Genomic DNA, 26,395 nt, shown 5'->3' with positions numbered 1-26,395 from the left:
AGCGGTTGCATGGGGCATGCGTCGAGGAATTTTGCGCGATCGGTGCCGCAGCGAGAAAAATTGATAGCATTTATTGCGTATTGAATACATTCTCGCCGCTACAGACGGTTTATGGTGTTTGTATGAGGGGGCCATGGAACTTGTTCGAGGCGCCAGGGAGTGGGACGAGACACATCTCGGGTTCGGGAATGTCCGCAGACTGCCCGAGACAGGCCCGGATGGCACCACGTTCCTGCTGCCGCCCGGAGTTCCGCTCAGAGCCCTGATCGACCGTGTGGTGCGCGCGCGACGTCCCCATCTCGACGTGACATGCCTGGAGGGCGATGGCTCGCCGGAGCTGCTCCAGGGGTCGGACGCCGTGGTGGCGCTCATTCTGCTCGGCTGGACCCGGAAGATGGACGAGATCGCGCCCGAGGGCCGCGCCTCGCTGTGCTGGTACATCGACGGCCCCTGGCTCGGCATCGTCTGGCGTGAGACCGGCGCGGCGGACATGCCGGAGGATCGCGGCATGGCGAGCCCGGACCATCTCTCCGCCGGCATCTTGGGCGCGCGGCTCTGGGAAGACAGCGGCGCCCAGTCCTACCAGGCCGAACTGCATCTGCCCTCCCGCATCTGGCGCCGCCGCCCCGGCCTCTGATCCGGCCCGGCGCGCTCCCCCCCGCATCTCATCCTCCCGCAACGCGCCACGCCGGCGAACGGCCTGCGCGCAGGGCGCGGCCGCATGCCCCGCACGGGCGCGGGCCGTGGCACGCATGGGCGCGGGCAGCGGCAGGCCTGTACGGAGGCGGCGTCTCCTGTGCCCCGGGCACTGCGGGCACGCGGGGAGATGAGGGACCCGCCGCGTGCGGCGGGGGCGGGCCGACGGGGGATGTCCCGGCCCGCGTCCGCCGGCGGGCCGGGGGTCTCACCTGGTTCGCGGCGGGCCGCGCGGCGCGGGCCCGTGTGCGCAGGGGGCCGCGGTCAGGAGCGGCTCTCGGCGCCGCGGGTGAGGTAGTAGGCCGCGAGGATGGGCAGGAAGGTGGCGATCACCACCACCATCGCCACCACATTGGTGACCGGGCGCTGGCGCGGGCGCACCAGTTCCTCCAGCATCCAGATCGGCAGGGTCTGCTGCTGGCCGGCGGTGAAGGTGGTGACGATCACCTCGTCGAAACTCAGCGCGAAGGCCAGCATGCCGCCGGCCAGCAGCGCCGAGCCCAGGTTGGGCAGGATGATGTGGCGGAAGGTCTGGAAGGAGGTGGCGCCCAGGTCGGCGGAGGCCTCCAGCAGCGGGCCGGAGAGGCGGCGGAACCGCGCCACCGCGTTGTTGTGCACCACCACGATGCAGAAGGTGGCATGCCCCAGCACGATGGTGAGGGTGGAGAAGGGGATGTCGGCGATGGAGAAGGCCGAGCGCAGTGCGATGCCGGTGACGATGCCCGGCAGGGCGATGGGCAGGATCACCAGCAGGGACACGGTCTCGCGGCCGAAGAACCGCGCGCGCGACAGGGCGGCGGCCGAGAGCGTGCCCAGCACCAGCGCCAGCGCCGTGGCCGCGCAGGCCACCTTGAAGGACAGCTCCAGCGCGTCCCACACGTCCGGCCGGTTCCAGGTGACCGCGAACCATTTCAGCGTGAGGCCGGGCGGCGGGAACTGGTAGCTGCGCTCCTCCGTGGTGAAGGCGTAGAGGAAGATGAGCAGGATCGGCAGGTGCAGGAAGACCAGCACCGCGCCCGCGGCGAGTTTCAGGGCGAAGGAGGGTTCAGAGCGCATCGAAGGCCCCCAGGCGCCGCGCGGCGGCGAGGTAGATCCCCATGATCACGATCGGCACCACCGAGAAGGCGGCCGCGAGCGGGATGTTCCCCGCCGTGCCCTGGTAGGAATAGACCGCCTGGCCGATGAACAGCCGGGAGGAGCCGATGATCTGCGGGATGATGTAATCCCCCAGCGTGAGTGAGAAGGTGAAGATGGAGCCCGCGGCGAGCCCCGGCAGCGCCAGCGGCAGCACCACGTGGCGCAGCGTCTGGCCCGGGCGGGCGCCGAGATCGTCCGAGGCTTCCAGCAGGCTGGCAGGTACCCGCTCCAGCGCCGCCTGCACCGGCAGGATCATGAAGGGCAGCCAGACGTAGAGGAAGACGAGGAAGGTGCCGATGTAGCTCACCGACAGCGCGTTTCCCCCGATCACCGGGATGGCCAGCACCGCGTTCAGCGCCCAGGTGAGGCCGAGGCCCTCGAAGGCCCAGGTGACGATGCCCTCCCGCGCCAGGATCAGCTTCCAGGCGTAGACCTTCACCAGGTAGCTCGACCAGAGCGGCAGCATCACCCCGAGGTAGAACAGCGCCTTCCAGCGGCCCCGCGCGTAGCGCGCCGCGAACCAGGCCACCGGCAGCGCCAGCACCGCCGCCGCCACGGTGACGGCCGCCGCCATCAGCACCGTGCGCAGCAGGATGTCGAAGTTGGAGGGGCGCAGCAGCTCGGCGTAGCTCTTGAGGGTGAGCTCGCGGTTGATCAGCCCGGAGAACTCGTCGATCGAGAAGAAGCTCTGCAGCAGCAGGGCCAGCAGCGCGCCCACGTAGACGATGCCCAGCCAGAGCAGCGGCGGCAGCAGCAGGAGTGTGAGCAGCAGCCCCGGCCGGCGCCAGAACGCATCCGACAGGCGGCCGGCGAGGGCGCTCATGCCTCCTCCAGCGGGTGGGGGGCGTCCGCGTCCCAGTCCAGCCCCACGGCGCTGCCCGGCTCCGGTGCCGCGCGGGTGAGCACGGCGAGCGTGGTCTCGCCCACCGCCACGCTCACCCGGTTCTGCTGGCCGAGGTAGCGCAGCCCGGTCACCGTGCCCTGCACCCGGCCGCCGCCCGGTGCCGCGAGGCGGATGGCCTCGGGCCGAAGGCTCATCGCGGCGGGCCCGGCCAGCCCCGGTGGGGTGACGTTGGAGGAGCCGACGAAATCGGCCACGAAGCGGGTGCGCGGGCGCTCGTAGATGTCCTGCGGGCTGCCCACCTGCTGGATGCGCCCGTCGCTGAACACCGCCACCCGGTCGGCCATGGAGAGCGCCTCGCCCTGGTCATGGGTGACGAAGACGAAGGTGATGCCGAGGCGGGTCTGCAGGGCCTTCAGCTCGTCCTGCATCTGCTCGCGCAGCTTGAGGTCGAGCGCGCCCAGCGGCTCGTCGAGCAGCAGCACGCGGGGCCGGTTCACCAGCGCGCGCGCCAGCGCCACCCGCTGGCGCTGCCCGCCCGAGAGCTGGCCCGGCCGCCGGTCTCCGAAGCCTTCGAGCCGCACCAGCGCCAGCATCTCCTCCGCCGCCCGGTGCCGCTCCGCCCGGCCGGCGCCGCGCACCATCAGCCCGTAGGCCACGTTGTCGCGCACGCTCATGTGCGGGAAGAGCGCGTAATCCTGGAACACGGTGTTCACCGCGCGCCGGTTCGGGGGCAGGTCGGTGGCATCGGCGCCGAAGAGCCGGATCTGCCCCGTGTCCGGCCGCTCGAAGCCGGAGATCAGCCGCAGGCAGGTGGTCTTGCCCGAGCCCGAGGGCCCGAGCATGGCGAAGAACGCGCCCTCCGGCACCGAGAGGTCGACGGCATCGACCGCCCGCGTCGCGCCGAAATGGCGCGAGACGCCGCGGAACTGGACTGCATCTGGGATCACGGGCGGCGAAGCCTCCTGTCACGGGGAAACGGACGGGCCGGGGCGGGCGTGGCCCGGGGAAGGGGAGGGCGGAGCTCTGTGCGGCGTCGGGTCATGGGCGTGGATCGCGGTTCGAATTGCACCGAAGGCGGAGCGAAACCCCTTGCGCAGCGGGTCCAGGGCGGCATGGTCTCGGGACCTCGGGACCTCGGGACCTCGGGACCTCGGGACCTCGGGACCTCGGGACCTCGGGACCTCGGGACCTCGGGACCTCGGGACCTCGGGACCTCGGGACCTCGGGACCTCGGGACCTCGGGACCTCGGGACCTCGGGACCTCGGGACCTCGGGACCTCGGGACCTCGGGACCTCGGGACCTCGGGACCTCGGGACCTCGGGACCTCGGGACCTCGGGACCTCGGGACCTCGGGACCTCGGGACCTCGGGACCTCGGGACCTCGGGACCTCCCCTGTCCGCCGGGCGAAACCGCGCCGGTGGCTGTGCCCCGTCCGTGCCGGGGGCCGCGGACCGCGGCCGGCGCCGAGCGGGGGCTCGATGCCCCCCGAGGCGCCAGCCGGCCCGCGCTGCCGCCGGGTTCAGCGCCCGCCGATCACGCCGATATAGTCCGACACCCAGCGGTAGTAGGGCACGCATTCGCCCGCCGCGCAGCTCGAGACCGGCGTCTGCCAGAACCTGATCCGCTCGAAATCGTCGAACCCGTTGGTGCTGCAGCCCTCGGGCCCGAGCAGGTCGTTGCCCTCGCAGGCCGCCGGCACCACCGGGTTGGAGCCGAACCAGGCCGCGAGGTCGCCCTGCACCTTCGGGGCCAGCGAATGCTCCATCCACTTGTAGGCGCACACCGGGTGCTCGGCCTCGGCGTGCAGCATGGTGGTGTCGGCCCAGCCCGTGGCGCCCTCCTCGGGGATGGTGGAGGCCACCGGCTGGCCGTCGGCCTTCAGCAGGTTCACCTGGAAGGGCCAGGAGCCGGAGGCCACCACGCCCTCGTTCTTGAAATCGTCCATCTGGATGAAGGCGTCGTGCCAGTAGCGGCTCACCAGCGTGCGCTGGGTGCGCAAGAGCTCCAGCGCCGCCTGGTACTGGTCCTCGGTGAGCGCGTAGGGCGATGTGATGCCCAGCTCCGGCTTGTGCGCCATCAGGTAGTTCGCCGCGTCGGCGATGTGGATCGGCCCGTCATAGGCCTGCACCCGGCCCTCGTTCGGCTTGCCGTCCGGCAGGTCCATCGGCTCGAACACCACGTTCCAGCTGGTGGGGGCCTCGGGGAAGACCTCGGTGTTGTACATCAGCACGTTGGGGCCCCACTGGTAGGGCACGCCGTAGTGCCGGCCCTCTACGGTGTGCCAGGGCGCATCCTTCAGCCGCTCGTCGAGGCTGGACCAGGAGGGGATGAGCTCCGGGTTCACCTCCTGCACGCGCTTGCCCGCCACCAGCCGCAGCGAGGCGTCGCCGGAGGCGGTCACCAGGTCGAAGCCGCCCTCGTTCATCAGCGCCACCATCTCGTCGGAGGTGTTGGCGGTCTTCACCGAGACCATGCAGCCGGTCTCCTTCTCGAAGGCGCTCACCCAGTCATAGGCGGCATCGGTCTCGCCGCGCTCGATGTAGCCGGGCCAGGCGACGATGCTCACAGCAGCTTCCGGCTCCCCCAGCTCGGTCATCATCTCGGCCATGCCGGGCCCGGCGGAGAACAGGGCGGCGATGGCGGCGGTGCAGGCCAGCCGGTGCGCCTGTCGGCGCGCTGCTGCGGACACGGTTCGGGACAGCAGGTCAGTCATGGGGCATCTCCTGTCGGGGGTCGCGGCGGTGCGCCGGCGTTTTCGGTTTTCTTGACCATGACTGTCGGGCCACAGCCCCGTCCATCGCAATCCCAAAATGAAGGCTTGCGACATCGGGTTCCCCTCCCGATCAGGCCCGGCGCGCGCTGGGAACGTGGGACACCGCGCCCTGGCCCGGAGAGCGGGCGCGCCATGGCGCAGGGTTGTCCCGGGCCGGGCCGCGATCCGCTCACCCGGGATTGTCGGATCCCGCCCGCGCCCACGGCAGCCCATGCCCTGCCTGCACGGCATCACGGGCGGGGGCCTCCCGCCCCTCCGGCGAAGGCCGCGCATCCGCGCGGCGATTGCCTCCGCGTTGGGCCGTGCCGTCCCGCAAGCGGGCCGGCGGGGCGCGCCGCGCCCGGAGCAGGCGGAGACCGCGTCTCCCGGCACCGCCACGCAGTGCCTGCACGCGGATGGCATGGACGCGGCTCCGCGTCCGGCGGGCCGCCCGCCCGCGGCTGGCCCTGATCTCCCCGGCCGACTGAAATTCTTCTTGCGGCCCGACCGGGCGGAGCACGCTTCTCCCGTGCAGGGTGCAGGGTGCAGGGTGCAGGGTGCAGGGTGCAGGGTGCAGGGTGCAGGGTGCAGGGTGCAGGGTGCAGGGTGCAGGGTGCAGGGTGCAGGGTGCAGGGTGCAGGGTGCAGGGTGCAGGGTGCAGGGTGCAGGGTGCAGGGTGCAGGGTGCAGGGTGCAGGGTGCAGGGTGCAGGGGCCGATGCAGGCAGGTCCCTGTCGGTTTCCGCTTGCGCTCCTGACAGGGAGGGGGATTGCTTCGTGAGCCGTGAGCCGTGAGCCGTGAGCCGTGAGCCGTGAGCCGTGAGCCGTGAGCCGTGAGCCGTGAGCCGTGAGCCGTGAGCCGTGAGCCGTGAGCCGTGAGCCGTGAGCCGTGAGCCGTGAGCCGTGAGCCGTGAGCCGTGAGCCGTGAGCCGTGAGCCGTGAGCCGTGAGCCGTGAGCCCGCAAGATCGGGCACGGATGCCTGCCGGGCGGTCCGCTCCCCGGCGCTGGCGCGTCAGATGTCCAGATCGCACCAGATCGGCACGTGGTCGGAGGGCTTGTCTCCGGCCCGCTCGTCCCGGTCGATGCCACTGGCGGTCAGCCGGTCGGCGGCCTGCGGGCTGAGCAGGATGTGGTCGATACGGATGCCGTTGTTCTTCTGCCAGGCGCCGGCCTGGTAGTCCCAGAACGTGTAGGCGCCCGCGCCGGGGTGCAGCGCGCGGTAGGCGTCGGTGAAGCCCAGCGTCTGGATGCGGCGGAAGGCGGCGCGCGAGTCCGGCAGGAACAGCGCGTCCTCGGCCCAGGCCTCCGGCTTCGCGGCGTCCTCGGCCTGGGGGATGATGTTGTAGTCCCCGGCCATCAGTGCCGGCTCCTCGGCGGCGAGCAGCTCCTGCGCCCGGGTGCGCATCCGCGCCATCCAGGCCAGCTTGTAGTCGTATTTCGGGCCCGGCGCCGGGTTGCCGTTGGGCAGGTACAGGCCGCAGACGCGCAGCGCGTCCTTCGGTCCGACCACCGTCGCCTCGATCCAGCGCGCCTGCTCGTCCGCCTCGTCGCCCGGAAGGCCGCGCGTCACGTCCTCCAGCGGGCTGCGCGACAGGATGGCGACGCCGTTGAAACCCTTCTGGCCATGGGTCTCGACATTGTAGCCAAGGTCCTCGATGGCCTCGCGCGGGAAGCCCTCGTCCACCGACTTGATCTCCTGCAGCACGACGACATCCGGCGTCTGGGCCTCCAGCCAGCGGGTGAGGGCGGTGATCCGGGCCTTCACGCCGTTGATGTTGTAGCTTGCGATGCGCATCGGCCTGTTCCTCCCGTCACCGGTTGTGCGCCCGGGTCGGGGCGCTGCCCCTGCTCTAGGCGGCGCGGCCGGGCAGGGCAAGCCCCGCCGGGGCCGGGCGGGGCGCAGGGCGCGCGTGCGCGTCCTGTGCCGGGCGCCGAGCGGGGGCTCGATGCCCCCCGAGGCGCCGGCCCCGGAGGCGGTGCCACGGCCGGGGTCAGTCGAACATGTCGTCCTGGCCGCGGTCCGGGACGTCCTCCGGGTCCTCCTCCGGGCCGCTTTCCGCGTCGTCGCCGGTCCCCAGGCTGAAGCCCTGACCGGGCGGCGGGCGGTTGTCCAGCAGCCCTGCGTCGCGCAACTCGCGGATCCCCGGCAGGTCGCGCGGGCTCTCCAGCCCGAAATGGTCCAGGAACACCGGGGTCACGATGAAGGTCACCGGCCGGCCGGGCGTCATCCGCCGCCGGCCGATGCGCACCCATTCCAGTTCCATCAGCAGGTCCAGCGTCCCGCGGGACACCGACACACCGCGGATCTCCTCAATCTCCGCGCGCGTCACCGGCTGGTGATAGGCGATGATGGCCAGCGTCTCGATCGCGGCGCGCGACAGGCGGCGGGTCTCCACCGCCTCCTTGTGCATCAGGAAGCCGAGGTCCGGCGCGGTGCGGAAGGCCCAGGCCTCGCCCACCCGGGCCAGCTGCACGCCCCGGTCGCGGTAGCGGGCGCGCAGCGCGTCCAGCGCCTCGCGCACGGCGCAGCCATGCGGCAGGCGGTCGGCGATGTCGCGCTCGCTCAGCGGCTGGGCGGAGGCGAAGAGGATGGCCTCCACCATCCGCTCCTGCTCGCCCGGCGGCGGGGCCTCGAACAGGCTCGGTGCCTGCTCCGGCGCCGGCTGCTCCTCAGACATCCGCGTCCCGGCGGATGGAGCGCACCATGATGGGCGCGAACAGCGCCTCCTGGCGGATCTCGGCGCGGCCGTCCTTCACCAGCTCCAGCATGGCGGCGAAGGTGGCGGCGGTGGCCGTGCGGCGCTTTTCCGGGTCCAGCCGCCAGCCCTCGGGCAGGAACGCCTCCAGCAGGCCCCAGTCCACCGCCTGCGGGATCAGCCCGCGCAACCGCTCCAGCGCCTGTTCCATGGTGTAGACCACGCCGCGCTTCACGTGCAGGGGCTCGTACTCGTCCCGGGTCTTCACCCGGGCATAGGCCTGCAGCAGGTCGATGAGCGAGGCGTCGTAGATCACCTGCCGCTTCAGGGTAATGGACTGGGACATGCCGCGCGCGAACCGGTCGCGCCCCAGCTGGTCGCGCCCCATCAGCCGCGCGGCGGCCCGGCGCATCGCCTCCAGCCGCTCCAGCTGGTAGGCGAGATGCGCGGCCAGTTCCTCGCCCGAGGGGCCCTCGGCCTCCGGGTCCGGCGGTAGCAGCAGGCGCGATTTCAGGAAGGCGAGCCAGGCCGCCATCACCAGGTAATCCGCCGCAAGCTCGATGCGCAGGCGCTTCGCCGCCGAGACGAAGCCCAGGTATTGTTCCGCCAGGCCCAGGATCGACACCCGGCGCAGGTCCACCTTCTGGGTGCGCGCGAGGGTGAGCAGCAGGTCCAGCGGCCCCTCGAACCCGTCCACGTCGACCAGCAGCGCCTCCGCGGCCATGCGCTCGGCGACGCTGGCCTCCCCCGCCGCGCCGGGGGCGGCGAAATCGGGGATGTCCTCAGGCATGCAGCGCGGCTCCGGCAAGGGCGGCGAACCGCGCATCGGCCGCGGCCACGTCGAACGGGGCAGGGGCGCGGCGCGCCGCCTCGGCCCGTTCCGCGCGCGCAAGGGCTGTGCCGGAGAGCTCCGGGCAGGCGGCCATCACCGCGCGCATCTCCTCCGGATCGCCGTTGCAGTGCAGGACCACGTCGCAGCCCGCGGCAAGGGCGTCGCGCGTGCGCGCGCCGAAACTGCCCGTGAGCGCCTTCATCGACAGGTCATCGGTCATCAGCAGCCCGTCGAAGCCGATCTCGCCGCGGATCACCGCGATCACCTCCGGCGAGAGGGTGGCGCAGCGCTCGGGGTCGATGGCGGGGTAGACCATGTGCGCGGTCATCCCCAGCGCCTGGTCGCGCAGGGCGCGGAACGGCAGGAAGTCCACCGCGCGCAGCGTGGCGGCATCGGCCTCCGCCGAGGGCAGGGCGAGATGGCTGTCGGCCATGCCGCGCCCGTGCCCGGGAATGTGCTTGATCACCGGCAGCACCCCGCCGGCGCGCAGCGCCTCGGCGATCTCGCGGCCGCGCAGGGCGATATGCGCGGGCTCCGTGCCGATGGCGCGGTTGCCGATCACGTCATGCGCGCCGGGCTGCGGCACGTCGAGCAGCGGCGCGCAGTTCACGTCGATGCCCAGGGCGTGCAGTTCATGTGCGATGAGCCGGTAGCGCAGGGTGAGCGCCTCGAGGATGTCGGCCTCCTCCTCCAGCGCGCCGATCATGTCGGCCACCGGCTGCCAGCCGCGCCAGTGCGGCGGGCGCAGCCGGGCCACGCGGCCGCCCTCCTGGTCGATCAGCACCGGCGCGCGGCGCCCCACCGTCTCGCGCAGGGCGCTGACGAGGGCCGCCACCTGGGCCGGGCTCTCCACGTTGCGGGCGAAGAGGATGAAGCCCCAGGGGTCGGCATCGCGCAGGAAGGCCGTCTCGCCGGGCGTGAGCGTGGGGCCGAGGCACCCGAGAATCGCGGCGCGGGCCATCCGGCTCAGTCCTGCCGGGCCGGGATGCAGGCCGGCCCGCGCGCGGTGAGCGCGGCGCAGGTGGCGCGGGCGGCGGCGAGATCGTCGAAACCCGCGGCGCGCAGCCGGTAGAACACCCGCCCGGAGGAGACGGTGCGCTGGATCACCAGCTGGCGCTTGCCCAGCAGGTCGGCGTGCTGCGCGCTGAGCCGCGACCACTCCGAGCGGGCGACATCCGCGGAATCGAAGGCGCCGAGCTGGATCATCATCGTGCCCTTGGGAAGCTCGGAGGCCACGGCGGCCGGCGCGGGCGCCTGCGCCGGGCTGGCTGCAACCGGTGTCGGCTCCGGCGCGGTCTGCTGCGGGGTGGCGGCGGCCATGCGCAGGTCGGCCGGGCGCTGGCGCGGGCTGGCGGAACGCGACAGGGCGAACTGGCTGTCGGAGCCGAGAGGCTCGTCCGACGCGCTGTCGCTGTCAGCCTGCGGGGCCGGGGCCGGGGCGGTGCCGGGCAGGCTGGCCTCGGTCATCTCGTCGGTGGTGTCGGAGGAGAGCGCGTCCTCCTCCTCCTCCGCGTCGGGGGAGAGTTCGGCGGCCTCCACCTGCACGGGAGATGCGGCCGCCACGCTGCGGCTGGCCGGGGCGGCGGCGGAGGTGCCGCGCGCGGCCGCGGGCTGGCGGGCGAACTCGGGCAGAAGCTCGGAGACCGAAAGGTCGTCCTTGGTCGGCTCGGCCGGGGCGGGGGCGAGGGTCACCTCCTCGGGGCGGTGCGAGGGCGGCTCGCCGCGCATCACCTCGTTCACCGAGAGGCCCTGGAACTCGGCCTGCAGGCCGCCCGGGTCATCGGGCTGCACCTTGGCGGGGCCTTCCATGGCCAGGATCACCGGAACGGCGGAGGCGTCACGCTCCCCCAGCCGGTAGGTCCAGACCCCGACGCCACCGAGAATCGCGATCGAGAGAACTGCGCCAAGCCATTTGCCGGCGGCACCGGTGAGGCCGCGGCGGCCTCGGTCCGAATCGTCGGGACGGGAATCGTACGGGTCCTGCATCGGGGTCCATCGCCTGTTTTCGCCACACAACTCCTGTGGCCTGCCTGCATCAAACCCCGGGAATTCGGGCAGTCGCCCCGCTGATTTGCGCGATCCCGGCGCCGGGTGGCACCATGGACCAGCGCTCTTGCGTGTGTCCGACCGCCCCGTACGCTGCCTCTAGCGCATTTCCTGAACCGGGGTGACGCCAAGAATACCAAGACCGGCGGCAATCACAACAGCCACGGCACGAATCAGGGCCAGGCGCGCAAGTGATGCAGGAATGTTGCTTTCCTGCACAAACCGCAGCGAGGGGTCGTCGGTGCCGCGGTTCCACAGCCCGTGCAGGTCCGAGGCGAGATCGTAGAGGTAGAAGGCGATGCGGTGCGGCTCATGCGCGCCGGCCGCGGCCTCCACGATGCGGGGCCATTCGGCGAGCTTGGCCGCCAGCCCCTGCTCGGCGGCGTCTGCCAGCAGCGAGAGATCGGCGCCCGCGATGGCCTGCGCATCGGTCGGGATGCCGGCCTCGGCGGCGCGCGCCATCACCGAGTGCACCCGGGCATGGGCGTATTGCACGTAGAACACCGGGTTGTCCTTGGACTGCTCCAGCGCCTTGGCGAAGTCGAAGTCCAGCGCCGCGTCGTTCTTGCGGGTGAGCATGGTGAAGCGGGTGACGTCCGGGCCCACCTCGTCGATCACGTCGCGCAGGGTGACGAAGGTGCCGGCGCGCTTGGACATCTTGAACGGCTCGCCGTTCTTGTAGAGCTTGACCAGCTGGCACAGCTTCACGTCGAGCGGCACGCGCCCGCCGGACAGGGCGGAGACCGCCGCCTTCATGCGCTTCACGTAGCCGCCGTGATCCGCGCCGAAGACGTCGATCAGCAGGTCGAAGCCGCGGGTGACCTTGTCGTAGTGATAGGCGATGTCGGGGGCGAAATAGGTCCAGGCGCCGTCGGATTTCTTCACCGGCCGGTCCACGTCGTCGCCGTGCAGGGTGGAGCGGAACAGGGTCTGCTCGCGCGGCTCCCAGTCCTCCGGGGTCTTGCCCTTCGGGGGCTCCAGAACGCCCTCGTAGATCAGGCCCTTGGACTCGAGGTCGGCCAGCGCCGCCTCGATGCGGCCGGTGCCGTAGAGCGACTTCTCGGAGAAGAAGCTGTCCATGGTCACGCCGAGGGCGGCGAGGTCGGCGCGGATCATGTCCATCATCGCCTCGGTGGCGAAGAGGCGGATGTCCTCCAGCCAGTCCTCTTCCGGGCGGTCGATCAGGCTGTCGCCGTACTTGTCCTTCAGCGCCTGGCCCACGGGCACCAGGTAGTCGCCGGGGTAGAGCCCGTCGGCGATCTTCGGTTCCAGCCCGTTCGCCTCGCGGTAGCGCTCATAGGCGGAGCGGGCGAGCACGTCGACCTGGGCGCCGCCATCGTTCACGTAATACTCGCGGGTGACGGCGTATCCGGCGAAATCCAGCAGCGCGGCCAGCGCGTCGCCGAACACCGCGCCGCGGGTGTGGCCCACGTGCAGCGGCCCGGTGGGGTTCGCCGAGACGTATTCCACGTTCACCTTCAGCCCGCCGCCCATGGCGGACCGGCCGAAATCGGCCCCCGCCGCCAGCGCCGCCGGGATCACGGAGGTCCAGACCCCGGGCGCGAGGCGCAGGTTCAGGAAGCCCGGGCCCGCCACCTCGGCGGAGGCGATGCGCGCGTCCGAGGCCAGCAGGGCGGCGAGCGCATCGGCAATCTCGCGCGGCTTCTTCCCGGCGGGCTTGGCCAGCACCATGGCCGCGTTGGTCGCCATGTCGCCATGCGCCGGGTCTCGGGGCGGCTCGACCGTGACATTGCCGAGGTCCATCCCCGGAGGCAGGGTGCCCTGCGCGGCAAGTGTGGCGAGGCTGTCGAGGACGAGGGTCCTGATATCGGCGAAAAGGTTCATCTGCGGCGTCCGTATTCTGGTTCGGAACGGCGAATACCACATGGTCGCCTGCCCCGCCACAGCGGTTTGGCCGCGGGGGCGGTGGGCTGGCCGGGGCACGCGTCGCGCGCAGGGCCGCGGCCGGTCCCGGTGGGCGCGTGCGCCCGGGACCTCGAAGCATCGGCATTGTGCGAGATGCGCAGGACATGCTCATCGCGCCTTCCGGTGAGAGGTCGGGTGCGGGCCGGGCATGCCGCCCGGGTGAGACCTGGGATGAGCACTGCGCGCAAAGAGGGCTGGTGGCGGCGACGTGGGCCGGCCCGGAGGGCGAGGGTGGCCCGGCACTTCCCATCCCGAGGCGGCCCGGATCATCCAGGATACCGGATTGAATCGGCCCCTGCTCCACCGGGGGAGCGGGGCCGGGTGCGGGTCCCCGGGTTGAGCAAGGCGCGAAGGGCCGCGCCCGACCCTGGGTGGGCGCGGCCCTCGCTTGTGGTGGGCGATTTATCTCGAAAGCCCCGGACGAGGGCTGTGCGGTGCCCGGCATCGCCATCGCGCCCTCCCGGGGGGAGGGTCGGGCGCGGCCCGGGCTGGTCGCCCGGGCGGAAGGGCTGAGCCGGGAACCCGCTGTCGGATCGGCCATGCCGGGCAAGGAAGGGGGCGGGCCGACCGACATCCGCGCCGGCGGAGGCCCGGAGAGGCCTTCGCCACGGCCGCGGAGCTGCGGGGCGAAGCCCCTCGGCGAGGCGGGCGTTCCCCCGGGGCGCGCGGGGCGACGGGGGGCTTGGCGCTTCTCGCCCGGGCGCAGGCAGCCGTGGGCCGCTCGCCCGGGGCGGGCGGGCGCCGCTCAGCCGCGTTCGCTCGGGTCCATGATCTTGCGGTGCTCCTGCAGGGCGAAGCGGTCGGTCATGCCGGCGATGTAGTCGGAGACGACACGCGCCCGCCCCACGCCCTCGCCGGCGAAATTCGCCGCCCGGCGCCATTCGTCGGGCAGCATCCCGGTATCCTCCAGGAAGATGGTGAACAGGTCCTTCACCACGATCGAGGCCTTGCGGCGCATGCGGCGCACCTGCCAGTGGCGGTACATGTTGTCGAAGAAGAACTTGCGGATGATCTTCAGGTCCTCCCAGAGCGGGCGGGAGAAGCGGACCACCTGGTAGTCGAGGGCGCGGATGTCCTCCGGGCTGCGGGCGCCGGAGCGCTCCAGAATCTGCGCGCTCTCGCGCAGCACGTCCTCGACCATCACGCCGAACACCCGCCGCAGCGCCTCGTGCTGGCGGCGCGTCGGGTCCAGCCCGGGCCAGCGGCTGTCCACGATGTCGAAGCAGCGCCCGATCACCGGCAGCTCGCGGATCTCCTCCTCCAGGAACAGCCCGGCGCGCAGCCCGTCCATCAGGTCGTGGTTGTTGTAGGCGATGTCGTCGGAAAGGGCGGCCACCTGCGCCTCCGCGCTCGCGTGGGTGGAGAGCTCGAGATCATGGATGGCGTTGTACTCGGCCAGCGCGAAGGGCGGGCGCTTCACCGGCCCGTTGTGCTTGGCGATGCCCTCCAGCGTCTCCCAGGTGAGGTTGAGCCCGTCATGCTCGGCGTAATGCTGCTCCAGCGCGGTGACGATCTTCACCGCCTGGGCGTTGTGGTCGAAGCCGCCCCAGGGCGCCATCATCTCGGCCAGCGCGTCCTCGCCGGTGTGGCCGAAGGGGGTGTGGCCGAGGTCATGCGCCAGCGCCACCGCCTCCGTCAGGTCTTCGTTGAGCCGCAGCGTGCGCGCGATGGTCCGCGCCACCTGCGCCACCTCGATGGAATGGGTGAGGCGGGTGCGGAAATAATCCCCCTCGTGCTCCACGAAGACCTGGGTCTTGTGCTTGAGCCGCCGGAAGGCGGAGGAATGGATGATCCGGTCCCGGTCGCGCTGGAAGGGCGAGCGGTGGGCGGAGGGGTCTTCGGCATGGAGCCTGCCCCGGCTGGCGGCGGGGTCGGAGGCAAAAGGCGCGGGCATTCGGTGTCCTCACTTGCAGGCGGGGCGGGTAGACCATAAATTCGGGATACAACATATCATTGAAGGCGCAAAGACATGGACCTTGCCCTGCCTCCGAAAGTGACCGACCGGGCCTTCGCCCGCCTCGAGGAACTCAACGCCCCGCTGCTGCGCGTGGCCGTGGAGGGTGGCGGCTGTTCGGGCTTCCAGTACGACTTCCGCCTCGAACAGGCCCCGCAGAACGACGACCTCGTTCTGGAACGCTCCGGCACCCGCGTGGTGATCGACCCGGCCTCGCTTCCCTTCCTCTCCGGAGCGGTGATCGACTTCACCGAGGAGCTGATCGGCGCGCGATTTACGGTTGAAAATCCCAATGCCACTTCGTCCTGCGGCTGCGGCACCAGTTTTTCAATCTGAGCAGGGGCTTCAGGGCGGAAAGGGATTGTTCCTGTCGGAAAGATCAGATTAAACCGATTCCGACTGACAAGACAGGAGCAGTTATCATGTCACAGAAACCGATGACCAAAACCCAGCTCGTCGCTTCGCTTTCGGAAGCGGCCAGCATCGACAAGGCGGTCGCCAACCGGACGCTCGACGCCCTCGCCGCCATTGTCGCGGGTGAGGTCGAGAACGGTGGCGCGGTGACGCTTCCCGGCCTCGGCAAGTTCGCATGCCGCGAACGCCCGGCCCGCACCGTCCGCAACCCGTCGACGGGCGAGCAGATCGAGAAGCCGGCAGATCGCGCCGTGAAGGTCGTGATCGCGAAGGCTCTCAAGGACGTGGTCAACAGCTGAGCGCCCCACGGCGCCCACGCGGCCTTGCCAGAACGACGGACCGGCCCCCCGCGGCCGGTCCTCGCATTTCGGGGGATGCCCCGGCGCCACGCCCCGCGCCCCCGGCAGATTTCGACGGACGGACCCCCGCATGACCTCTTCCGCCCCTGAGCCCCGCGCCCCGGACCTTCTCGCCTCGGTGTTCGGTTTCGAGAGCTTCCGCCCCGGACAGGGCGAGATCGTGGAGAGCGTGACGGCGGGCCGGAATGTCCTTGCCATCATGCCCACCGGCGGCGGCAAGTCGCTGTGCTACCAGCTTCCCGCGCTGATGCGCGAGGGGGTCACCGTGGTCATCTCCCCGCTCATCGCGCTGATGCGCGACCAGGTGCGGGCGCTGCGCGAGAACGGGGTGGAGGCGGGCGCCCTCACCTCCGCCAACACGCCGGAGGAGACGGAGGAGGTCTTCGCCGCCCTCGACGAGGGCCGGTTGAAGCTGCTCTACATGGCGCCGGAGCGCCTCTCCGGGGCGGAACGGCTGCTGCGGCGGATCAACGTCACCCTGCTTGCGGTGGACGAGGCGCATTGCGTGAGCCAGTGGGGGCATGACTTCCGGCCGGACTACCTGCGCATCGGCGAGCTGCGCCGCGCGCTCGGGGTGCAGGTCGCGGCCTTCACCGCCACGGCGGACGAGGACACACGGGCCGAGATCATCACCCGGCTGTTCGACGCGGAACCGGAGGTGTTCCTGCGCGGCTTCGACCGGCCGAACCTCTACCTCGCCTTCGAGCCGAAGCAGAAGCCGCGCGAGCAGATCCTCGGCTACGTGGCCGCCCGGCCGGACCGCGCCGGCATCATCTACTGTTCCAGCCGCTCGAAGACCGAGGCCCTGGCCGATGCGCTGCGCGGCAGCGGGCGCGCGGCGATGGCCTATCATGCCGGGCTGGCGCCGGACACGCGCCGCGACGTGGAAACCGCCTTCCAGCGCGAGGACGGGCTGATCATCTGCGCCACCGTCGCCTTCGGCATGGGGGTGGACAAGCCGGACATCCGCTTCGTGGCCCATGCCGACCTGCCGAAGTCCGTGGAGGCCTATTACCAGGAAATCGGCCGCGCCGGGCGCGACGGCGCCCCGGCCGAGACCCTGACCCTGTTCGGCATGGACGACATCCGCCTGCGCCGCACCCAGATCGACGAGGGCGTGGCCCCGCCGGAGCGCAAGCAGGCCGACCATGCCCGGCTGAACGCGCTGCTGGCACTGGCCGAGGCCCCGGTCTGCCGCCGTCAGACCCTGCTGGCCTATTTCGGCGAGAGCGGCGCGCCGCCCTGCGGCAACTGCGACCTGTGCCGCGCGCCCGGCATGCTGTTCGATGGCACGGAGGCGGTGCGCAAGGCGCTTTCGGCGATGCTGCGCACCGAGGAGCGCTTCGGCGCCGAGCACCTGATCGCCGTGCTGCGCGGCGAGAGCAACGCCAAGATCACCCAATGGGGCCATGACAAGCTGCCGACCTTCGGGGTGGGGCAGGATTTCTCCAAGTCCGCCTGGCGCACGATCTTCCGCCAGATGGCGGCGCATGACCTGGTGCGGGCCAACCCGGCGCGGCACGGCGCGCTCGGCCTCACCGCCGCCGCCCGCCCGGTGCTGCGCGGGGAGGTTCCGGTGCAGCTGCGCCGCGAGACCATCCTGCGCGCCGACCGGCCCGAGCGCCTGCCGCGCGCCATGGTCGAGGAGGCGGACGAGGCGCTGTTCTCCGCCCTGAAATCGAAGCGCCGGCAGCTTGCCGAGGCACAGCGCGCCCCCGCCTACGTGGTGTTCCCCGACGCGACCCTGATCGAGATGGCGACGCGCAAGCCCGCCACCCTGGACGAGATGGCGCGGATCTCCGGTGTGGGCGCGAAGAAGCTGGAGCGCTACGGCACCGAGTTCCTCTCCGTGATCGCGGGGGAGACCGTGGCACGCCCGCACCCGGCCCGGATGAAGCTGGCCCGCTCCGGCGCCAACTCGCTCTTCGACGCCCTGCACGAGGCCCAGGTGCGCCTGGCGCGCGGCGAGGAGGGGCTGGACAAGTTCCTCTCCTGCCAGACCACCACGCTGGCGCGCATCGCGGAGACCCGGCCGCGCAACCTCTCCGACCTCGCCCGGGTGAACGGCATGACGGAGCAGAAGCTGGAGCGCTTCGGGGCCGCCTTCCTCGCACTTGTCGCGGACTGGCAGGAGGACTGACCCCCGGCGTGCCGCCGCCGCCTCCCGCTGCCGCCGGCGAAGGCGCACAGTCGCCGCAGGCCCGCCGGGCGGGTGCCGCCCTGAGCGGCCCATTTCCCCCCCGGTGAGGGCGGACCGGGCGCCGCGATCCGGTGGCCGGTCTCCCGCCGCCCGATCCCCGGGCTGCCCTGATGCTCTCCTTGCAGACACAAGGCGGGCAGGGCCGTGCCAGAACCTCTGGCGGGCACGGCTACGCCAGCGCGGAGCGCTTTGTGGAGAAGCCCCGGGCGACGGCCGCTTTGCCTCCGACACCGCCAACACGCCCTCCCGACGGTGAGCGGCGGCACATGCGTGGGGCGGCGAGGTTCCTTGTGCGGAGCAGCCGGGGCGGATGCGGTCCGGTGGGTCACCCGGACGCGGCGTGTGCGCACCCGGGGGCAACAGGGCAACATCACAGGGCCGGTTGCGGACGGGGCTGACCGCCCGAGAAGATGCGTGGGGCCGGGAGCGGAGCGCTGGCCGCGCCGCGGCAGGATCCTGTGCAGCCCCGGCGAGGACGCAGAGCCGCAGGGGCTGTCTCCGTCGCCCCGTGGCAGGGCGGGGCGCGGCCGATGAACGGCGGGGGCGCGAGATGGGCGCGCGCGCCGGCGGCCGCTCAGGGCGCCTTGAAGTGCTTCGCGAGCTTCAGCCCCTGGCCCTGGTAGTTGGACCCGAGGCCGGAGCCGTAGAGGATCTCCGGCAGCTCGGCCATGCGCTCGTAGACCAGCCGACCGACGATCTGCCCGTGCTCCAGCGCGAAGGGGCTCTCATGGCAGCGCACTTCCAGAACCCCGCGTGAGCCGGCCCCGCCGGCGGCGGCATGGCCGAAGCCGGGGTCGAAGAACCCCGCGTAATGCACCCGGAATTCACCGACCATCGCGATGTAGGGCGCCATCTCGGCGGCATGGTCGGGTGGCACGTGCACGGCCTCGCGGCTCACCAGGATGTAGAAGGCACCGGGGTCCAGGATGATGCCGCCGCCGCGGCGCGGGAACACCGGTTCCCAGAAATCCGACACCGGGTAATGGCCGATGAGATCGAGGTCGATCAGCCCGGAATGCGGCTTGGCGCGGTAGCCGGCGGGCTGGCCCTCGGGCGGCATCAGGTCGACCGAGAAGCCCAGGCCGCCGTCGATGCGCGGCGTGCCGTCCACCAGCGGGCTCGCGGCGTGCAGGGCGCGCAGCGCGTCGTCGGAGAGCGCGCCGGAGGCCCGGCGGAAGCGGATCTGGTTCAGCCGCTGGCCGGGGCGCACCAGGACCGAGAAGCTGCGGGGGGATATCTCGGCCCAGAGCGGGCCGGTGTAGCCGGGCTCGATGCGGTCGAACTCGGTGCCGTTGTCGCAGATCAGCCGGGTGAACAGGTCCAGCCGGCCGGTGGAGCTCTTCGCGTTGGCCACCGCCGAGATGTCGGCGGGCAGGGCGAGGCTCTCCATCAGCGGCACGAGGTAGACGCAGCCGGTTTCCAGAACGGCGCCCTGGGTGAGGTCGATCCGGTGCATGTGGAACTCTTCCAGCCGCTCGGAGACCCGGCGGCCGGCACCGGCGAGGAAGGAGGCCCGCACCCGGTAAGCCACGGTGCCGAGGCGCAGATCGAGGCTGGCGGGCTGGACGAGCGTGCCGCTCACGGGCACGTCTGCCCGGATCGCACCGGAGGCGACGAGCGCCTCGATGGCCTGTGACGGCAATGCGCCTGCGCTTGCGCTCATCCCGCTCTCTCCCGGTTTTCCCGGCGAACGGGCACCGCCGCCGCCGGCCTGCGTCCGGCCCGCGTCGGGCCTCGAATGTCCGCGCCGGCGGCTGCCGGCAAGACCCGGCAGGCACTGCCCGGGCCCGCCCCTGCCGCCTGTCGGGGCGCGGGGGGCACGCCGCCCCCGGCGCCGCGGCCCGCCGCGATACGAAAACGCCGGCACCCTGGGGCACCGGCGTTTTTTCTGATGGTCGGGCCGGCGAGATTCGAACTCACGACCTCTTGCGCCCCATGCAAGCGCGCTACCAAGCTGCGCCACGGCCCGACTGACGGAGCTTCTATAAGCCTTCCGCGGGGGGTGCAAGCGGGAAGTTCACTCCTCGTCCAGAGCGCGCAGAATGCGGTCGCGGATGGTCTCGAGATGGGTGATCGCGCGCCGCACAGCGGCGTCGCGCGCCGCGCGCCCGCCGGCTTCCGGACGGTCCTGGGCAGGGGCGTGCGACCCGGTCTCCGGCGCGCGCCGGGCGGCAGGCGGGGGGCTGGCGGGGGCAGGGGGCTGCGCGTGCCCGTGGCCGGCCGCCTCCGGGCGGGCGGGCTCCGGGCGCATCTGTGTCACAGGCTCCGGGCGCAGCAGCGCGGCCGCCTGAAGGGGCTCTGTCGGCCGGCCGTGCGCCGCGGGCGCGGGGCGGGCGGCAGGGGCGGGTTCCGGCGCGCTGCCGGGCCCGGGGGCATCATCGGGCTCCGGCTCCGGGGCGGAGGTGTCGGGGAAATCGTCGTCCCCGGTGCGCTCGTCCTCGGCCATGTAATCCGGCACCCGGGCGGGCGGCAGCGGCGGGGGCGGAGCGGCGTAGCCGCTGTCCAGCGGTTCGATGTCCGAATCATCCCAGATCGAGCCCTCGTCGTCGAGCCCGTCCTCGCTGTCCTGCGCGGAGGTGAAATCGTCGCCGAGCAGGGCGGGGCTGTCCTCGTCCTCCTCGTCCTCGGCGTCCACCGTGTCCTGGCCGCGGACCATCACGGATTTCACGCCCTGCTCGCGGAAGATCTTCTGGACGCCCTTGATGGTCATCCCGTCCTCGTAGAGCAGTTCGCGGATGCCGCGCAGCAGGTCCACGTCCTCGGGGCGGTAATAGCGGCGGCCGCCGTTGCTCTTCATCGGCTTGAGCTGCGGAAAGCGGCTCTCCCAGAAGCGCAGCACGTGTGCGGGGATGTCGAGAACCTCCGACACCTCGCTGATGGTCCGAAACGCCTGGGGCGATTTGCTCATAGTCTGTCCGGGGGCCCGTGAGCTCAGAGGCTCTGGTTGAGCCGGTCTTTCATGATGTGAGAGGCGCGGAAGACCAGCACGCGGCGCGGTTCGATCGGAACCTCCTCACCGGTCTTGGGGTTGCGGCCCATGCGCTCGCTCTTGGCGCGCACGGTGAAGGTGCCGAAGGAGGAGATCTTGACCGTCTCTCCCTTCACCAGCGCGTCGGACATGTGCTCGAGCACGCTCTCCACCAGCACGGCGGATTCGTTGCGGGAGAGACCGACCTCGCGATACACCGCCTCACTCAGGTCCATTCGGGTCAGGGTCTTGCTGCTCAAAATCTCTCTCCCATGAAGGGCCTGGTGCGCAGACCGGGGCTGGAACTGCGCAAAGCGTGGGAGAAACTGCTTTGAGAGTCAATATCAAGGGCTTGAAGGAGCACGGAAAACCCTTGTCGCCGGGGCCTACCAGCGCAGCGTTGCGGCCCCCCAGGCGAGGCCACCGCCGATGGCTTCCATCAGCAGGAGGTCGCCGCGGGCGATCTGGCCGCTTGCGGCCGCCACCGAAAGCGCCAGGGGAATCGATGCAGCGGAGGTATTGCCGTGATCCTGCACCGTCACGACGACGCGGTCCATGCCCACGCCCATCTTCTCCGCGGTCTTGCGGATGATGCGCAGGTTCGCCTGGTGCGGGACGATCCAGTCCACGTCCGCGGCCGAGAGGCCGGCCCGCTCCAGCGCGGTCTCCCCGGAGGCGGCGAGCTTGTGGACCGCGTGGCGGAACACCTCCCGGCCCTCCATGCGCAGCACGCCGGCGGTGCCGGTGCTGGAGGGGCCGCCGTCGACGTAGAGCAGGTCGTGGAACTGGCCGTCCGAATTGAGATCGGTGGAGAGCACGCCGCGGTCCGCCGCGGTGCCGTCCCCCTCCGCGGCGCGCAGGATCACCGCGCCGGCGCCGTCGCCGAACAGCACGCAGGTGGCGCGGTCGGACCAGTCCATGATGCGCGAGAAGGTCTCGGCGCCGATCACCATGATGGTCTTGGCCTGGCCGGAGACGATGAGCGCGTTCGCGGTGGTCATCGCGTAGATGAACCCGGCGCAGACGGCCTGGACGTCGAAGGCATAGCCGCCCGTCATGCCGATGGCGGTCTGCACCTTGGTGGCGGTGGAGGGGAAGGTCTCGTCCGGCGTGGCGGTGGCGAGCACGATGCCGTCGATGTCCGCGCCGGTCAGGCCGGCGTTCTCCAGCGCGGCGAAGGCGGCCTTGATCGCGAGATCGGAGGTGAGCTCGCCCTCGGCGGCGAAATGGCGGCGCTCGATGCCGGTGCGCTCACGGATCCACTGGTCGGAGGTGTCGAGAGTCGCCTCGAACTCGGCATTCTCCACAACACGTACCGGCAGGTAGTGCCCGCAGCCCATGGTCACCGCGCGTGTCACGCTCATTTATCTGTTCCTGCTCCGGTTGTGACGCCGGGCGCAGTTATGCTTCCGGGCAGGCCCGATGCAACCCGTGCGGCGACTTTTTCCGCGAACCCGTCCTGCGCCATGCGGAAGGCAAGCTTGATGGCGGCGGAAAAACCGGTGGAATCCGCGCTGCCGTGGGATTTCACCACCGCGCCGTTCAGGCCCAGGAACACGCCGCCGTTCACCCGGCGCGGATCGATGCGTTTCTTGAGCCTTTGCAGGGCCCTGAAGGCAAAGATGGCCGCGATGCGCGACAGGAGGGTGGCGCGGAACCCCTCGGAGAGGAACGAGCCGATGAGGCTTGCGGTGCCCTCCGCGGTCTTGAGCGCGATGTTGCCGGTGAAGCCGTCGGTCACGATCACGTCAACCTTGTCGCCGGTGATATCCCCGCCCTCCACGAAGCCGTGGTAGGTGAAGGCGGCGCTGGGGCCTTCGGCGATGCGCGCGAGGGTGGCGTTGGCCTCATGCCGGCCGGCGCCGCCCTTGTGATCCTCGGTGCCGACGTTGAGCAGCCCCACACGGGGCGTCTCCAGGTGCAGCCCGACACGGGCGTATTCGGCGCCCATGATCGCGTACTGGCTGAGCGAGGCCGCATCGGCCCGCACGTCCGCGCCCACGTCGAGCACGATGTTGTAGCCGCTGCGATTGCGCGACGGCCAGAGCACCGCGATGGCGGGCCTGTCGATTCCCGGCGCGCGGCGCATCCGCAGCATGGACAGCGCCATCAGCGCGCCGGTGTTGCCGCAGGAGACCGCGACGGCGGCTTCGCCCCTCGCGACGGCGTCGACGCAGTTCCACATGGAGCTGCCCTTGCCGTGGCGCACCGCGTGGCTGGGCTTTTCGCCCATGGCGATGACGCCGGAGCACGGGCGGATCTCCGTGATGCGGTCGAGAGCCGGCCGGCGGCGCAGCAGCGGTTCAAGCTGCTGCGGATCGCCGTGCAGAAGAAACCTGATGTCAGGATTCTTGGCGGCGGACTTTGCCATGCCGCTGATGACGACGGCGGGGCCACGGTCGCCCCCCATCGCATCAATCGATAGAACAATCTGGCGGGTCATGTCTCTGGTTCTGCCCCCATTTCAGCCCTGGGTAAACGGGCTGTGCAGACCCCTTGTTCCGCCAGGTCGCCTTACGCCGCGTCTTCGTCGAGATCGACTTCCTCGACAATGGCAACCACTTCCTTGGAATCGTAGTGGCCGCAGGAACCGCACACATGGTGCGGGCGCTTCAGCTCGCCGCAATTCGAGCATTCGTTCGGATTGGAAGCCACAAGGGCGTCATGCGAACGGCGCATGTTACGCTTGGAGCTGGTCTTGCGGTTTTGTGGGACAGCCATGTCTCAACCTCAGTGTCTGGCCTTGCGGCGCTCGGGTGGGGCCGAACCTGTTCCCGCCGCGCACCTGAGTGCGGGCCGGGACTGTGCCAGCCGGAAAAACGAGAGCCGGAAAATACTGGAAACGCCCGGGTCTGCAAGCGGATTCTGCCGTGTTTCAGCTTCCGTCCCCAAGTTTCTGCTTCAGCTCGGCCAGACGGGCGAACGGATTCGGCCGCGCCTCGTCTCCCGCCTCGGCCTCGGGCGGGGCAACGGCGGAGGTTTCCAGCCCGGCGCCGGGCGCGCGCGGATAGGGGTCCAGCGCGAGCGCCGCGGTCTCGATGGCGACGCCGCCGAGATCGATCACCGATTCCAGCGGTTCGACCTCATCCTCGATCTGCGGGTCGACCGGCGTGCCCTCGGGCAGGAACCGGCGCCGGATCGGCTCGGACAGCTTCGCCGGCACCGGGGCGAGGGTGAGCACGCAGCTCTGGATGATCGACGCCTCCAGCAGGCCGTCGAGCGCCCAGCCGCTGGTTCCCAGCGGCGTCAGCGTCACGGTGAAGCGGAACTTGTCCACCGAATGGGCATCGAAGAGCCGCGCCAGCGCGCGGCGCTCCGCATCCGTGGCGACCTCGGTATAGGTACGGGGCTCCGACGCCCCGAGTCGGTCCAGCCGCACGGGGCGCGACATTTCCGGAGTTTCGGGGGGCAGGTCAGGGCGCCTGGCGTGTTTCGGCATTGGTGTCCTCCTCACATCACCCTGGGCGGCGGGCCGGTTGGGCGCCGCCGCGGGAACGGCTTGAATTTACACTATCCGCAAGGTACGTCACCAAGGGAATTTGGTTGCCGGGAGAGAGACCATGACGCTGCGCAACGGGCTGTTCGTTCTCACTGTTGCGGGCTGCATGGCCGTGAGCGGCTGCAGTCCCACCTACCGTGGGCACGGATATGCTCCCAAGCCCGAAGAGCTGAGCGCCATCGTGGCGGGCCAGGACACCAAGAGTTCCGTGCGCACCAAGATCGGCCGTCCGGGCACCCAGGGCCTCGTGAGCGGCGATGCCTGGTACTACGTGGGCTCCACGGAGAAGGAATATCTCTTCTACGCCCCGGAGGTGATCGACCGCACCGTGGTCGTGGTGCTGTTCGACGATCAGGGCACCGTGCAGAACGTGCGGCAGTTCGGCCTGGAGGACGGCAAGGTCATCGACCTCGTCACCCGCACCACGCCGACCTACGGCAAGGAGCTGAACGTGGCCCAGCAGCTCTTGGGCAACATCTTCAACTTCAACTCCTCCTCGCTGCTGCAGTAACGCGCCGGCATCCGCCGGGCCCCGGCGCCGCTCCGCGTCCGCGGTGCGGCGGGCCGGGAGGGCGGGCCGGCTCAGACCGGCTCGTGGCGCAGGGCCACCCCGTTGAGGCAGTAGCGCAGGCCGGTGGGCGGCGGGCCGTCGTTGAAGACATGGCCCAGATGGGCGTCGCAGCGCGCGCAGCGGATCTCCGTGCGCGACATGAACCAGGAATTGTCCTCGATCTCGACCACGACATCGTCGGAGACCGGCTGGAAGAAGCTCGGCCAGCCGCAGCCGGACTCGAATTTCGCGTCGGTGGCAAACAGCGGCGCATCGCAGCACACGCAGCGGAACAGGGCGGTGCCCTTCGGAAAGCCGGGGTGGGAGAAGGCGCGCTCGGTGCCGTTCTGACGGGTGACCTGGTAGGCCAGATCGCTGAGCTGCTCGCGCCACTCCGCGTCCGACTTGATGAGCTTGTCGGTCGTTTCGGTCATTCGACTCCTCCGGGTATTGATTCTGTGCCTGGGAACGACACGTCCATGTGGCGACGCCGCGCGAAAATGCAATAGTCACGCTTGTGACACCAGCTTCGTGCAGGATCGCCGGTGCAGGACAGGAGGACCAGCCATGACCGGTTTCCGCAAGCCCAGGTATGCCGCGCGTTTTGCCGAGAACGCGGCCGATATCCTGGCCGCGCAGCGATTGCGTTACCGCAGTTTCCGCGCCGCCCCCGGCCCGGAGGGCGAGACCGGGCTGGACGCCGACGATTTCGACCGGGTGTGCCGCCACGTGCTGGTGGAGGACACGCGCGACGGGCGCCTCGTGTGCTGCTTCCGCATCCTGCCGCTGCGTGACGGCTCGGAAATCGGCCGCTCCTACTCCGCACAATATTACGACCTCGAGGCGCTGAAGAGCTACACCGGCCCGATGGTGGAGATGGGGCGATTCTGCGTGGACCCGGCGGTCCAGCACCCGGACATCCTGCGGGTGGCCTGGGGTGCGGTGACCGGCTTCGTCGAGGAGAACGGCGTCGAGCTGCTGTTCGGCTGTTCCAGTTTCCACGGCACCGAGGCGGAGGAATACCACGACGCCTTCGCCCTGCTGGCCGAGCGGCACCTCGCGCCCAAGCGCTGGCTGCCGCGGGTGAAGGCGCCCCGCGTCTTCCGCTTCGCCGCGCGCCTGGGGCTGCGCAAGCCGGACCTGAAGTTGGCGATGAAGCGCATGCCGCCGCTGCTCCGCACCTATCTGGTGATGGGGGGCTGGGTGTCGGACCATGCGGTGATCGACAAGGATCTCAACACCTTGCACGTGTTCACCGGCGTGGAAGTGCGCTCGGTTCCCAAGGCACGCGCCCGCCTGCTGCGCACCCGCGACGCCTGAGGGGCACGGGCCGCGGCGCCCGTGCCGGGGGGCGCGGAGGCTGAAGGCCGGCGCCTCCGGCCGGGGCCGGCTGGAGCCCGGACCACCGGGTGGGTGCCACGGCCGGGAGGCGGGGCATTCCCGGCCGGCACGGGCGCCCGGGACCAGAGGGCGGCGCGGCGGCTGTCGGCCGGGTCCACGCCGGAGCGGTGCCGACATGGG

25 protein-coding genes and 1 tRNA gene are annotated in these 26,395 nt (G+C 71.1%); 6 read left to right on the top strand and 20 right to left on the bottom strand.

Translation table 11 applies throughout. The features are described from left to right. Positions 1-133: 133 nt before the first annotated feature. Complete coding sequence (locus tag FDP22_RS24585) at positions 134-637, top strand: hypothetical protein (protein WP_170317745.1); 504 nt, start codon at positions 134-136, stop codon at positions 635-637. A 323-nt stretch (positions 638-960) separates the two neighbouring features. Here FDP22_RS24585 and FDP22_RS17325 read toward each other — a convergent pair whose 3' ends face one another. The 11 genes from FDP22_RS17325 to FDP22_RS17270 all read right to left on the bottom strand — a co-directional run bounded on the left by FDP22_RS17325 (position 961) and on the right by FDP22_RS17270 (position 14,824). Continuing rightward, positions 961-1,752: an ABC transporter permease gene (locus FDP22_RS17325; protein WP_138575973.1), complete on the bottom strand. Its 792-nt coding sequence runs from the start codon at positions 1,750-1,752 to the stop codon at positions 961-963. After that, entirely contained in the window at positions 1,742-2,656 is a 915-nt protein-coding gene (locus tag FDP22_RS17320) for an ABC transporter permease (protein WP_138575974.1), read from the bottom strand. Before FDP22_RS17320 ends, FDP22_RS17325 begins: the two co-directional genes overlap by 11 nt. Next, a complete protein-coding gene (locus tag FDP22_RS17315) occupies positions 2,653-3,621 on the bottom strand; it encodes an ABC transporter ATP-binding protein (RefSeq protein WP_138576056.1) in 969 nt (322 codons plus the stop codon). The genes FDP22_RS17320 and FDP22_RS17315 overlap by 4 nt, the downstream gene beginning before the upstream one ends. A 577-nt stretch (positions 3,622-4,198) precedes the next feature. After that, positions 4,199-5,392 carry an ABC transporter substrate-binding protein gene (locus tag FDP22_RS17310; RefSeq protein WP_138575975.1) on the bottom strand — a complete coding sequence of 398 codons (1,194 nt, stop codon included), beginning with the start codon at positions 5,390-5,392 and terminating at the stop codon, positions 4,199-4,201. 1,050 nt (positions 5,393-6,442) lie between these two features. After that, entirely contained in the window at positions 6,443-7,225 is a 783-nt protein-coding gene (xth, locus tag FDP22_RS17300) for an exodeoxyribonuclease III (protein ID WP_138575977.1), read from the bottom strand. Positions 7,226-7,421: 196 nt separating this feature from the next. Next, a complete protein-coding gene (gene scpB / locus FDP22_RS17295) occupies positions 7,422-8,108 on the bottom strand; it encodes an SMC-Scp complex subunit ScpB (RefSeq protein WP_138575978.1) in 687 nt (228 codons plus the stop codon). Then, positions 8,101-8,916, bottom strand: coding sequence for a segregation and condensation protein A (locus tag FDP22_RS17290; RefSeq protein ID WP_138575979.1), 816 nt, complete (start codon positions 8,914-8,916; stop codon positions 8,101-8,103). The genes scpB and FDP22_RS17290 overlap by 8 nt, the downstream gene beginning before the upstream one ends. Further along, positions 8,909-9,919 carry a beta-N-acetylhexosaminidase gene (gene nagZ / locus FDP22_RS17285; protein WP_138575980.1) on the bottom strand — a complete coding sequence of 337 codons (1,011 nt, stop codon included), beginning with the start codon at positions 9,917-9,919 and terminating at the stop codon, positions 8,909-8,911. The genes FDP22_RS17290 and nagZ overlap by 8 nt, the downstream gene beginning before the upstream one ends. A 5-nt stretch (positions 9,920-9,924) precedes the next feature. Then, on the bottom strand, positions 9,925-10,944 hold the full coding sequence (locus tag FDP22_RS17280; protein ID WP_138575981.1) for an SPOR domain-containing protein: 1,020 nt from the start codon (positions 10,942-10,944) through the stop codon (positions 9,925-9,927). A 159-nt stretch (positions 10,945-11,103) separates the two neighbouring features. Next, entirely contained in the window at positions 11,104-12,849 is a 1,746-nt protein-coding gene (gene argS / locus FDP22_RS17275; RefSeq protein WP_138575982.1) for an arginine--tRNA ligase, read from the bottom strand. Positions 12,850-13,675: 826 nt separating this feature from the next. After that, the gene (locus FDP22_RS17270; protein WP_138575983.1) at positions 13,676-14,824 is read right to left on the bottom strand and encodes a deoxyguanosinetriphosphate triphosphohydrolase; all 1,149 of its coding nucleotides are present in this window, start codon (positions 14,822-14,824) and stop codon (positions 13,676-13,678) included. Between the two features lie 75 nt (positions 14,825-14,899). Between FDP22_RS17270 and FDP22_RS17265 the strand changes: the two genes are divergently transcribed. From FDP22_RS17265 to recQ, 3 genes are all read left to right on the top strand, one after another. Next, a complete protein-coding gene (locus FDP22_RS17265) occupies positions 14,900-15,220 on the top strand; it encodes a HesB/IscA family protein (protein WP_138575984.1) in 321 nt (106 codons plus the stop codon). An 86-nt stretch (positions 15,221-15,306) separates the two neighbouring features. Then, positions 15,307-15,597 carry an HU family DNA-binding protein gene (locus tag FDP22_RS17260; RefSeq protein WP_138575985.1) on the top strand — a complete coding sequence of 97 codons (291 nt, stop codon included), beginning with the start codon at positions 15,307-15,309 and terminating at the stop codon, positions 15,595-15,597. 130 nt (positions 15,598-15,727) lie between these two features. Then, positions 15,728-17,797 (top strand): DNA helicase RecQ, encoded by a 2,070-nt coding sequence (gene recQ, locus FDP22_RS17255; RefSeq protein WP_138575986.1) that lies wholly within the window; start codon positions 15,728-15,730, stop codon positions 17,795-17,797. A gap of 634 nt (positions 17,798-18,431) precedes the next feature. Here the strand turns inward: recQ and FDP22_RS17250 are convergent. From FDP22_RS17250 to FDP22_RS17215, 8 genes are all read right to left on the bottom strand, one after another. After that, complete coding sequence (locus FDP22_RS17250; RefSeq protein WP_138575987.1) at positions 18,432-19,520, bottom strand: 2'-deoxycytidine 5'-triphosphate deaminase; 1,089 nt, start codon at positions 19,518-19,520, stop codon at positions 18,432-18,434. 229 nt (positions 19,521-19,749) lie between these two features. Beyond that, positions 19,750-19,826, bottom strand: a tRNA-Pro gene (locus tag FDP22_RS17245). A 48-nt stretch (positions 19,827-19,874) separates the two neighbouring features. Then, the gene (locus FDP22_RS24730) at positions 19,875-20,765 is read right to left on the bottom strand and encodes a MerR family transcriptional regulator (protein ID WP_205910810.1); all 891 of its coding nucleotides are present in this window, start codon (positions 20,763-20,765) and stop codon (positions 19,875-19,877) included. Between the two features lie 23 nt (positions 20,766-20,788). After that, positions 20,789-21,085 carry an integration host factor subunit alpha gene (ihfA, locus tag FDP22_RS17235; RefSeq protein ID WP_118134384.1) on the bottom strand — a complete coding sequence of 99 codons (297 nt, stop codon included), beginning with the start codon at positions 21,083-21,085 and terminating at the stop codon, positions 20,789-20,791. 126 nt (positions 21,086-21,211) lie between these two features. Next, positions 21,212-22,189: a beta-ketoacyl-ACP synthase III gene (locus tag FDP22_RS17230; protein ID WP_138575988.1), complete on the bottom strand. Its 978-nt coding sequence runs from the start codon at positions 22,187-22,189 to the stop codon at positions 21,212-21,214. Further along, on the bottom strand, positions 22,186-23,268 hold the full coding sequence (gene plsX / locus FDP22_RS17225; RefSeq protein WP_138575989.1) for a phosphate acyltransferase PlsX: 1,083 nt from the start codon (positions 23,266-23,268) through the stop codon (positions 22,186-22,188). Before plsX ends, FDP22_RS17230 begins: the two co-directional genes overlap by 4 nt. Positions 23,269-23,339: 71 nt before the next feature. Continuing rightward, complete coding sequence (gene rpmF / locus FDP22_RS17220; RefSeq protein ID WP_138575990.1) at positions 23,340-23,546, bottom strand: 50S ribosomal protein L32; 207 nt, start codon at positions 23,544-23,546, stop codon at positions 23,340-23,342. A gap of 154 nt (positions 23,547-23,700) precedes the next feature. After that, positions 23,701-24,264, bottom strand: coding sequence for a YceD family protein (locus tag FDP22_RS17215; protein WP_138575991.1), 564 nt, complete (start codon positions 24,262-24,264; stop codon positions 23,701-23,703). Between the two features lie 121 nt (positions 24,265-24,385). Here FDP22_RS17215 and FDP22_RS17210 point away from each other — a divergent pair, with 121 nt between their 5' ends. Continuing rightward, positions 24,386-24,835, top strand: a complete 450-nt coding sequence (locus FDP22_RS17210) for an outer membrane protein assembly factor BamE (RefSeq protein WP_138575992.1) — start codon at positions 24,386-24,388, stop codon at positions 24,833-24,835. Positions 24,836-24,906: 71 nt separating this feature from the next. Here the strand turns inward: FDP22_RS17210 and msrB are convergent, their stop codons facing one another. Then, complete coding sequence (gene msrB / locus FDP22_RS17205) at positions 24,907-25,308, bottom strand: peptide-methionine (R)-S-oxide reductase MsrB (protein WP_138575993.1); 402 nt, start codon at positions 25,306-25,308, stop codon at positions 24,907-24,909. 133 nt (positions 25,309-25,441) lie between these two features. On the opposite strand from msrB, the gene FDP22_RS17200 reads away from it, so the two are divergent. Beyond that, on the top strand, positions 25,442-26,194 hold the full coding sequence (locus tag FDP22_RS17200) for a GNAT family N-acetyltransferase (RefSeq protein WP_138575994.1): 753 nt from the start codon (positions 25,442-25,444) through the stop codon (positions 26,192-26,194). Positions 26,195-26,395 lie beyond the last annotated feature (201 nt).

The sequence above is a fragment of the Paroceanicella profunda genome, assembly GCF_005887635.2.
Classification (GTDB): domain Bacteria; phylum Pseudomonadota; class Alphaproteobacteria; order Rhodobacterales; family Rhodobacteraceae; genus Paroceanicella; species Paroceanicella profunda.
This window is presented reverse-complemented; position numbering and strand designations above follow the sequence as displayed.

Excerpts from the sequence above, each read along its gene's own strand:
- FDP22_RS24730 (WP_205910810.1), bottom strand. The coding sequence starts at position 20,765 with ATGAGCAAATCGCCCCAGGCGTTTCGGACCATCAGCGAGGTGTCGGAG.
- FDP22_RS17210 (WP_138575992.1), top strand. The coding sequence starts at position 24,386 with ATGACGCTGCGCAACGGGCTGTTCGTTCTCACTGTTGCGGGCTGCATG.
- argS (WP_138575982.1), bottom strand. The coding sequence starts at position 12,849 with ATGAACCTTTTCGCCGATATCAGGACCCTCGTCCTCGACAGCCTCGCC.
- msrB (WP_138575993.1), bottom strand. The coding sequence starts at position 25,308 with ATGACCGAAACGACCGACAAGCTCATCAAGTCGGACGCGGAGTGGCGC.
- FDP22_RS17215 (WP_138575991.1), bottom strand. The coding sequence starts at position 24,264 with ATGCCGAAACACGCCAGGCGCCCTGACCTGCCCCCCGAAACTCCGGAA.
- recQ (WP_138575986.1), top strand. The coding sequence starts at position 15,728 with ATGACCTCTTCCGCCCCTGAGCCCCGCGCCCCGGACCTTCTCGCCTCG.
- FDP22_RS17290 (WP_138575979.1), bottom strand. The coding sequence starts at position 8,916 with ATGCCTGAGGACATCCCCGATTTCGCCGCCCCCGGCGCGGCGGGGGAG.
- rpmF (WP_138575990.1), bottom strand. The coding sequence starts at position 23,546 with ATGGCTGTCCCACAAAACCGCAAGACCAGCTCCAAGCGTAACATGCGC.
- scpB (WP_138575978.1), bottom strand. The coding sequence starts at position 8,108 with ATGTCTGAGGAGCAGCCGGCGCCGGAGCAGGCACCGAGCCTGTTCGAG.
- FDP22_RS17200 (WP_138575994.1), top strand. The coding sequence starts at position 25,442 with ATGACCGGTTTCCGCAAGCCCAGGTATGCCGCGCGTTTTGCCGAGAAC.
- FDP22_RS17320 (WP_138575974.1), bottom strand. The coding sequence starts at position 2,656 with ATGAGCGCCCTCGCCGGCCGCCTGTCGGATGCGTTCTGGCGCCGGCCG.
- FDP22_RS17260 (WP_138575985.1), top strand. The coding sequence starts at position 15,307 with ATGTCACAGAAACCGATGACCAAAACCCAGCTCGTCGCTTCGCTTTCG.
- FDP22_RS17280 (WP_138575981.1), bottom strand. The coding sequence starts at position 10,944 with ATGCAGGACCCGTACGATTCCCGTCCCGACGATTCGGACCGAGGCCGC.
- FDP22_RS17230 (WP_138575988.1), bottom strand. The coding sequence starts at position 22,189 with ATGAGCGTGACACGCGCGGTGACCATGGGCTGCGGGCACTACCTGCCG.
- FDP22_RS17250 (WP_138575987.1), bottom strand. The coding sequence starts at position 19,520 with ATGAGCGCAAGCGCAGGCGCATTGCCGTCACAGGCCATCGAGGCGCTC.
- plsX (WP_138575989.1), bottom strand. The coding sequence starts at position 23,268 with ATGACCCGCCAGATTGTTCTATCGATTGATGCGATGGGGGGCGACCGT.
- xth (WP_138575977.1), bottom strand. The coding sequence starts at position 7,225 with ATGCGCATCGCAAGCTACAACATCAACGGCGTGAAGGCCCGGATCACC.
- nagZ (WP_138575980.1), bottom strand. The coding sequence starts at position 9,919 with ATGGCCCGCGCCGCGATTCTCGGGTGCCTCGGCCCCACGCTCACGCCC.
- FDP22_RS17265 (WP_138575984.1), top strand. The coding sequence starts at position 14,900 with ATGGACCTTGCCCTGCCTCCGAAAGTGACCGACCGGGCCTTCGCCCGC.
- FDP22_RS24585 (WP_170317745.1), top strand. The coding sequence starts at position 134 with ATGGAACTTGTTCGAGGCGCCAGGGAGTGGGACGAGACACATCTCGGG.
- FDP22_RS17325 (WP_138575973.1), bottom strand. The coding sequence starts at position 1,752 with ATGCGCTCTGAACCCTCCTTCGCCCTGAAACTCGCCGCGGGCGCGGTG.
- FDP22_RS17270 (WP_138575983.1), bottom strand. The coding sequence starts at position 14,824 with ATGCCCGCGCCTTTTGCCTCCGACCCCGCCGCCAGCCGGGGCAGGCTC.
- FDP22_RS17310 (WP_138575975.1), bottom strand. The coding sequence starts at position 5,392 with ATGACTGACCTGCTGTCCCGAACCGTGTCCGCAGCAGCGCGCCGACAG.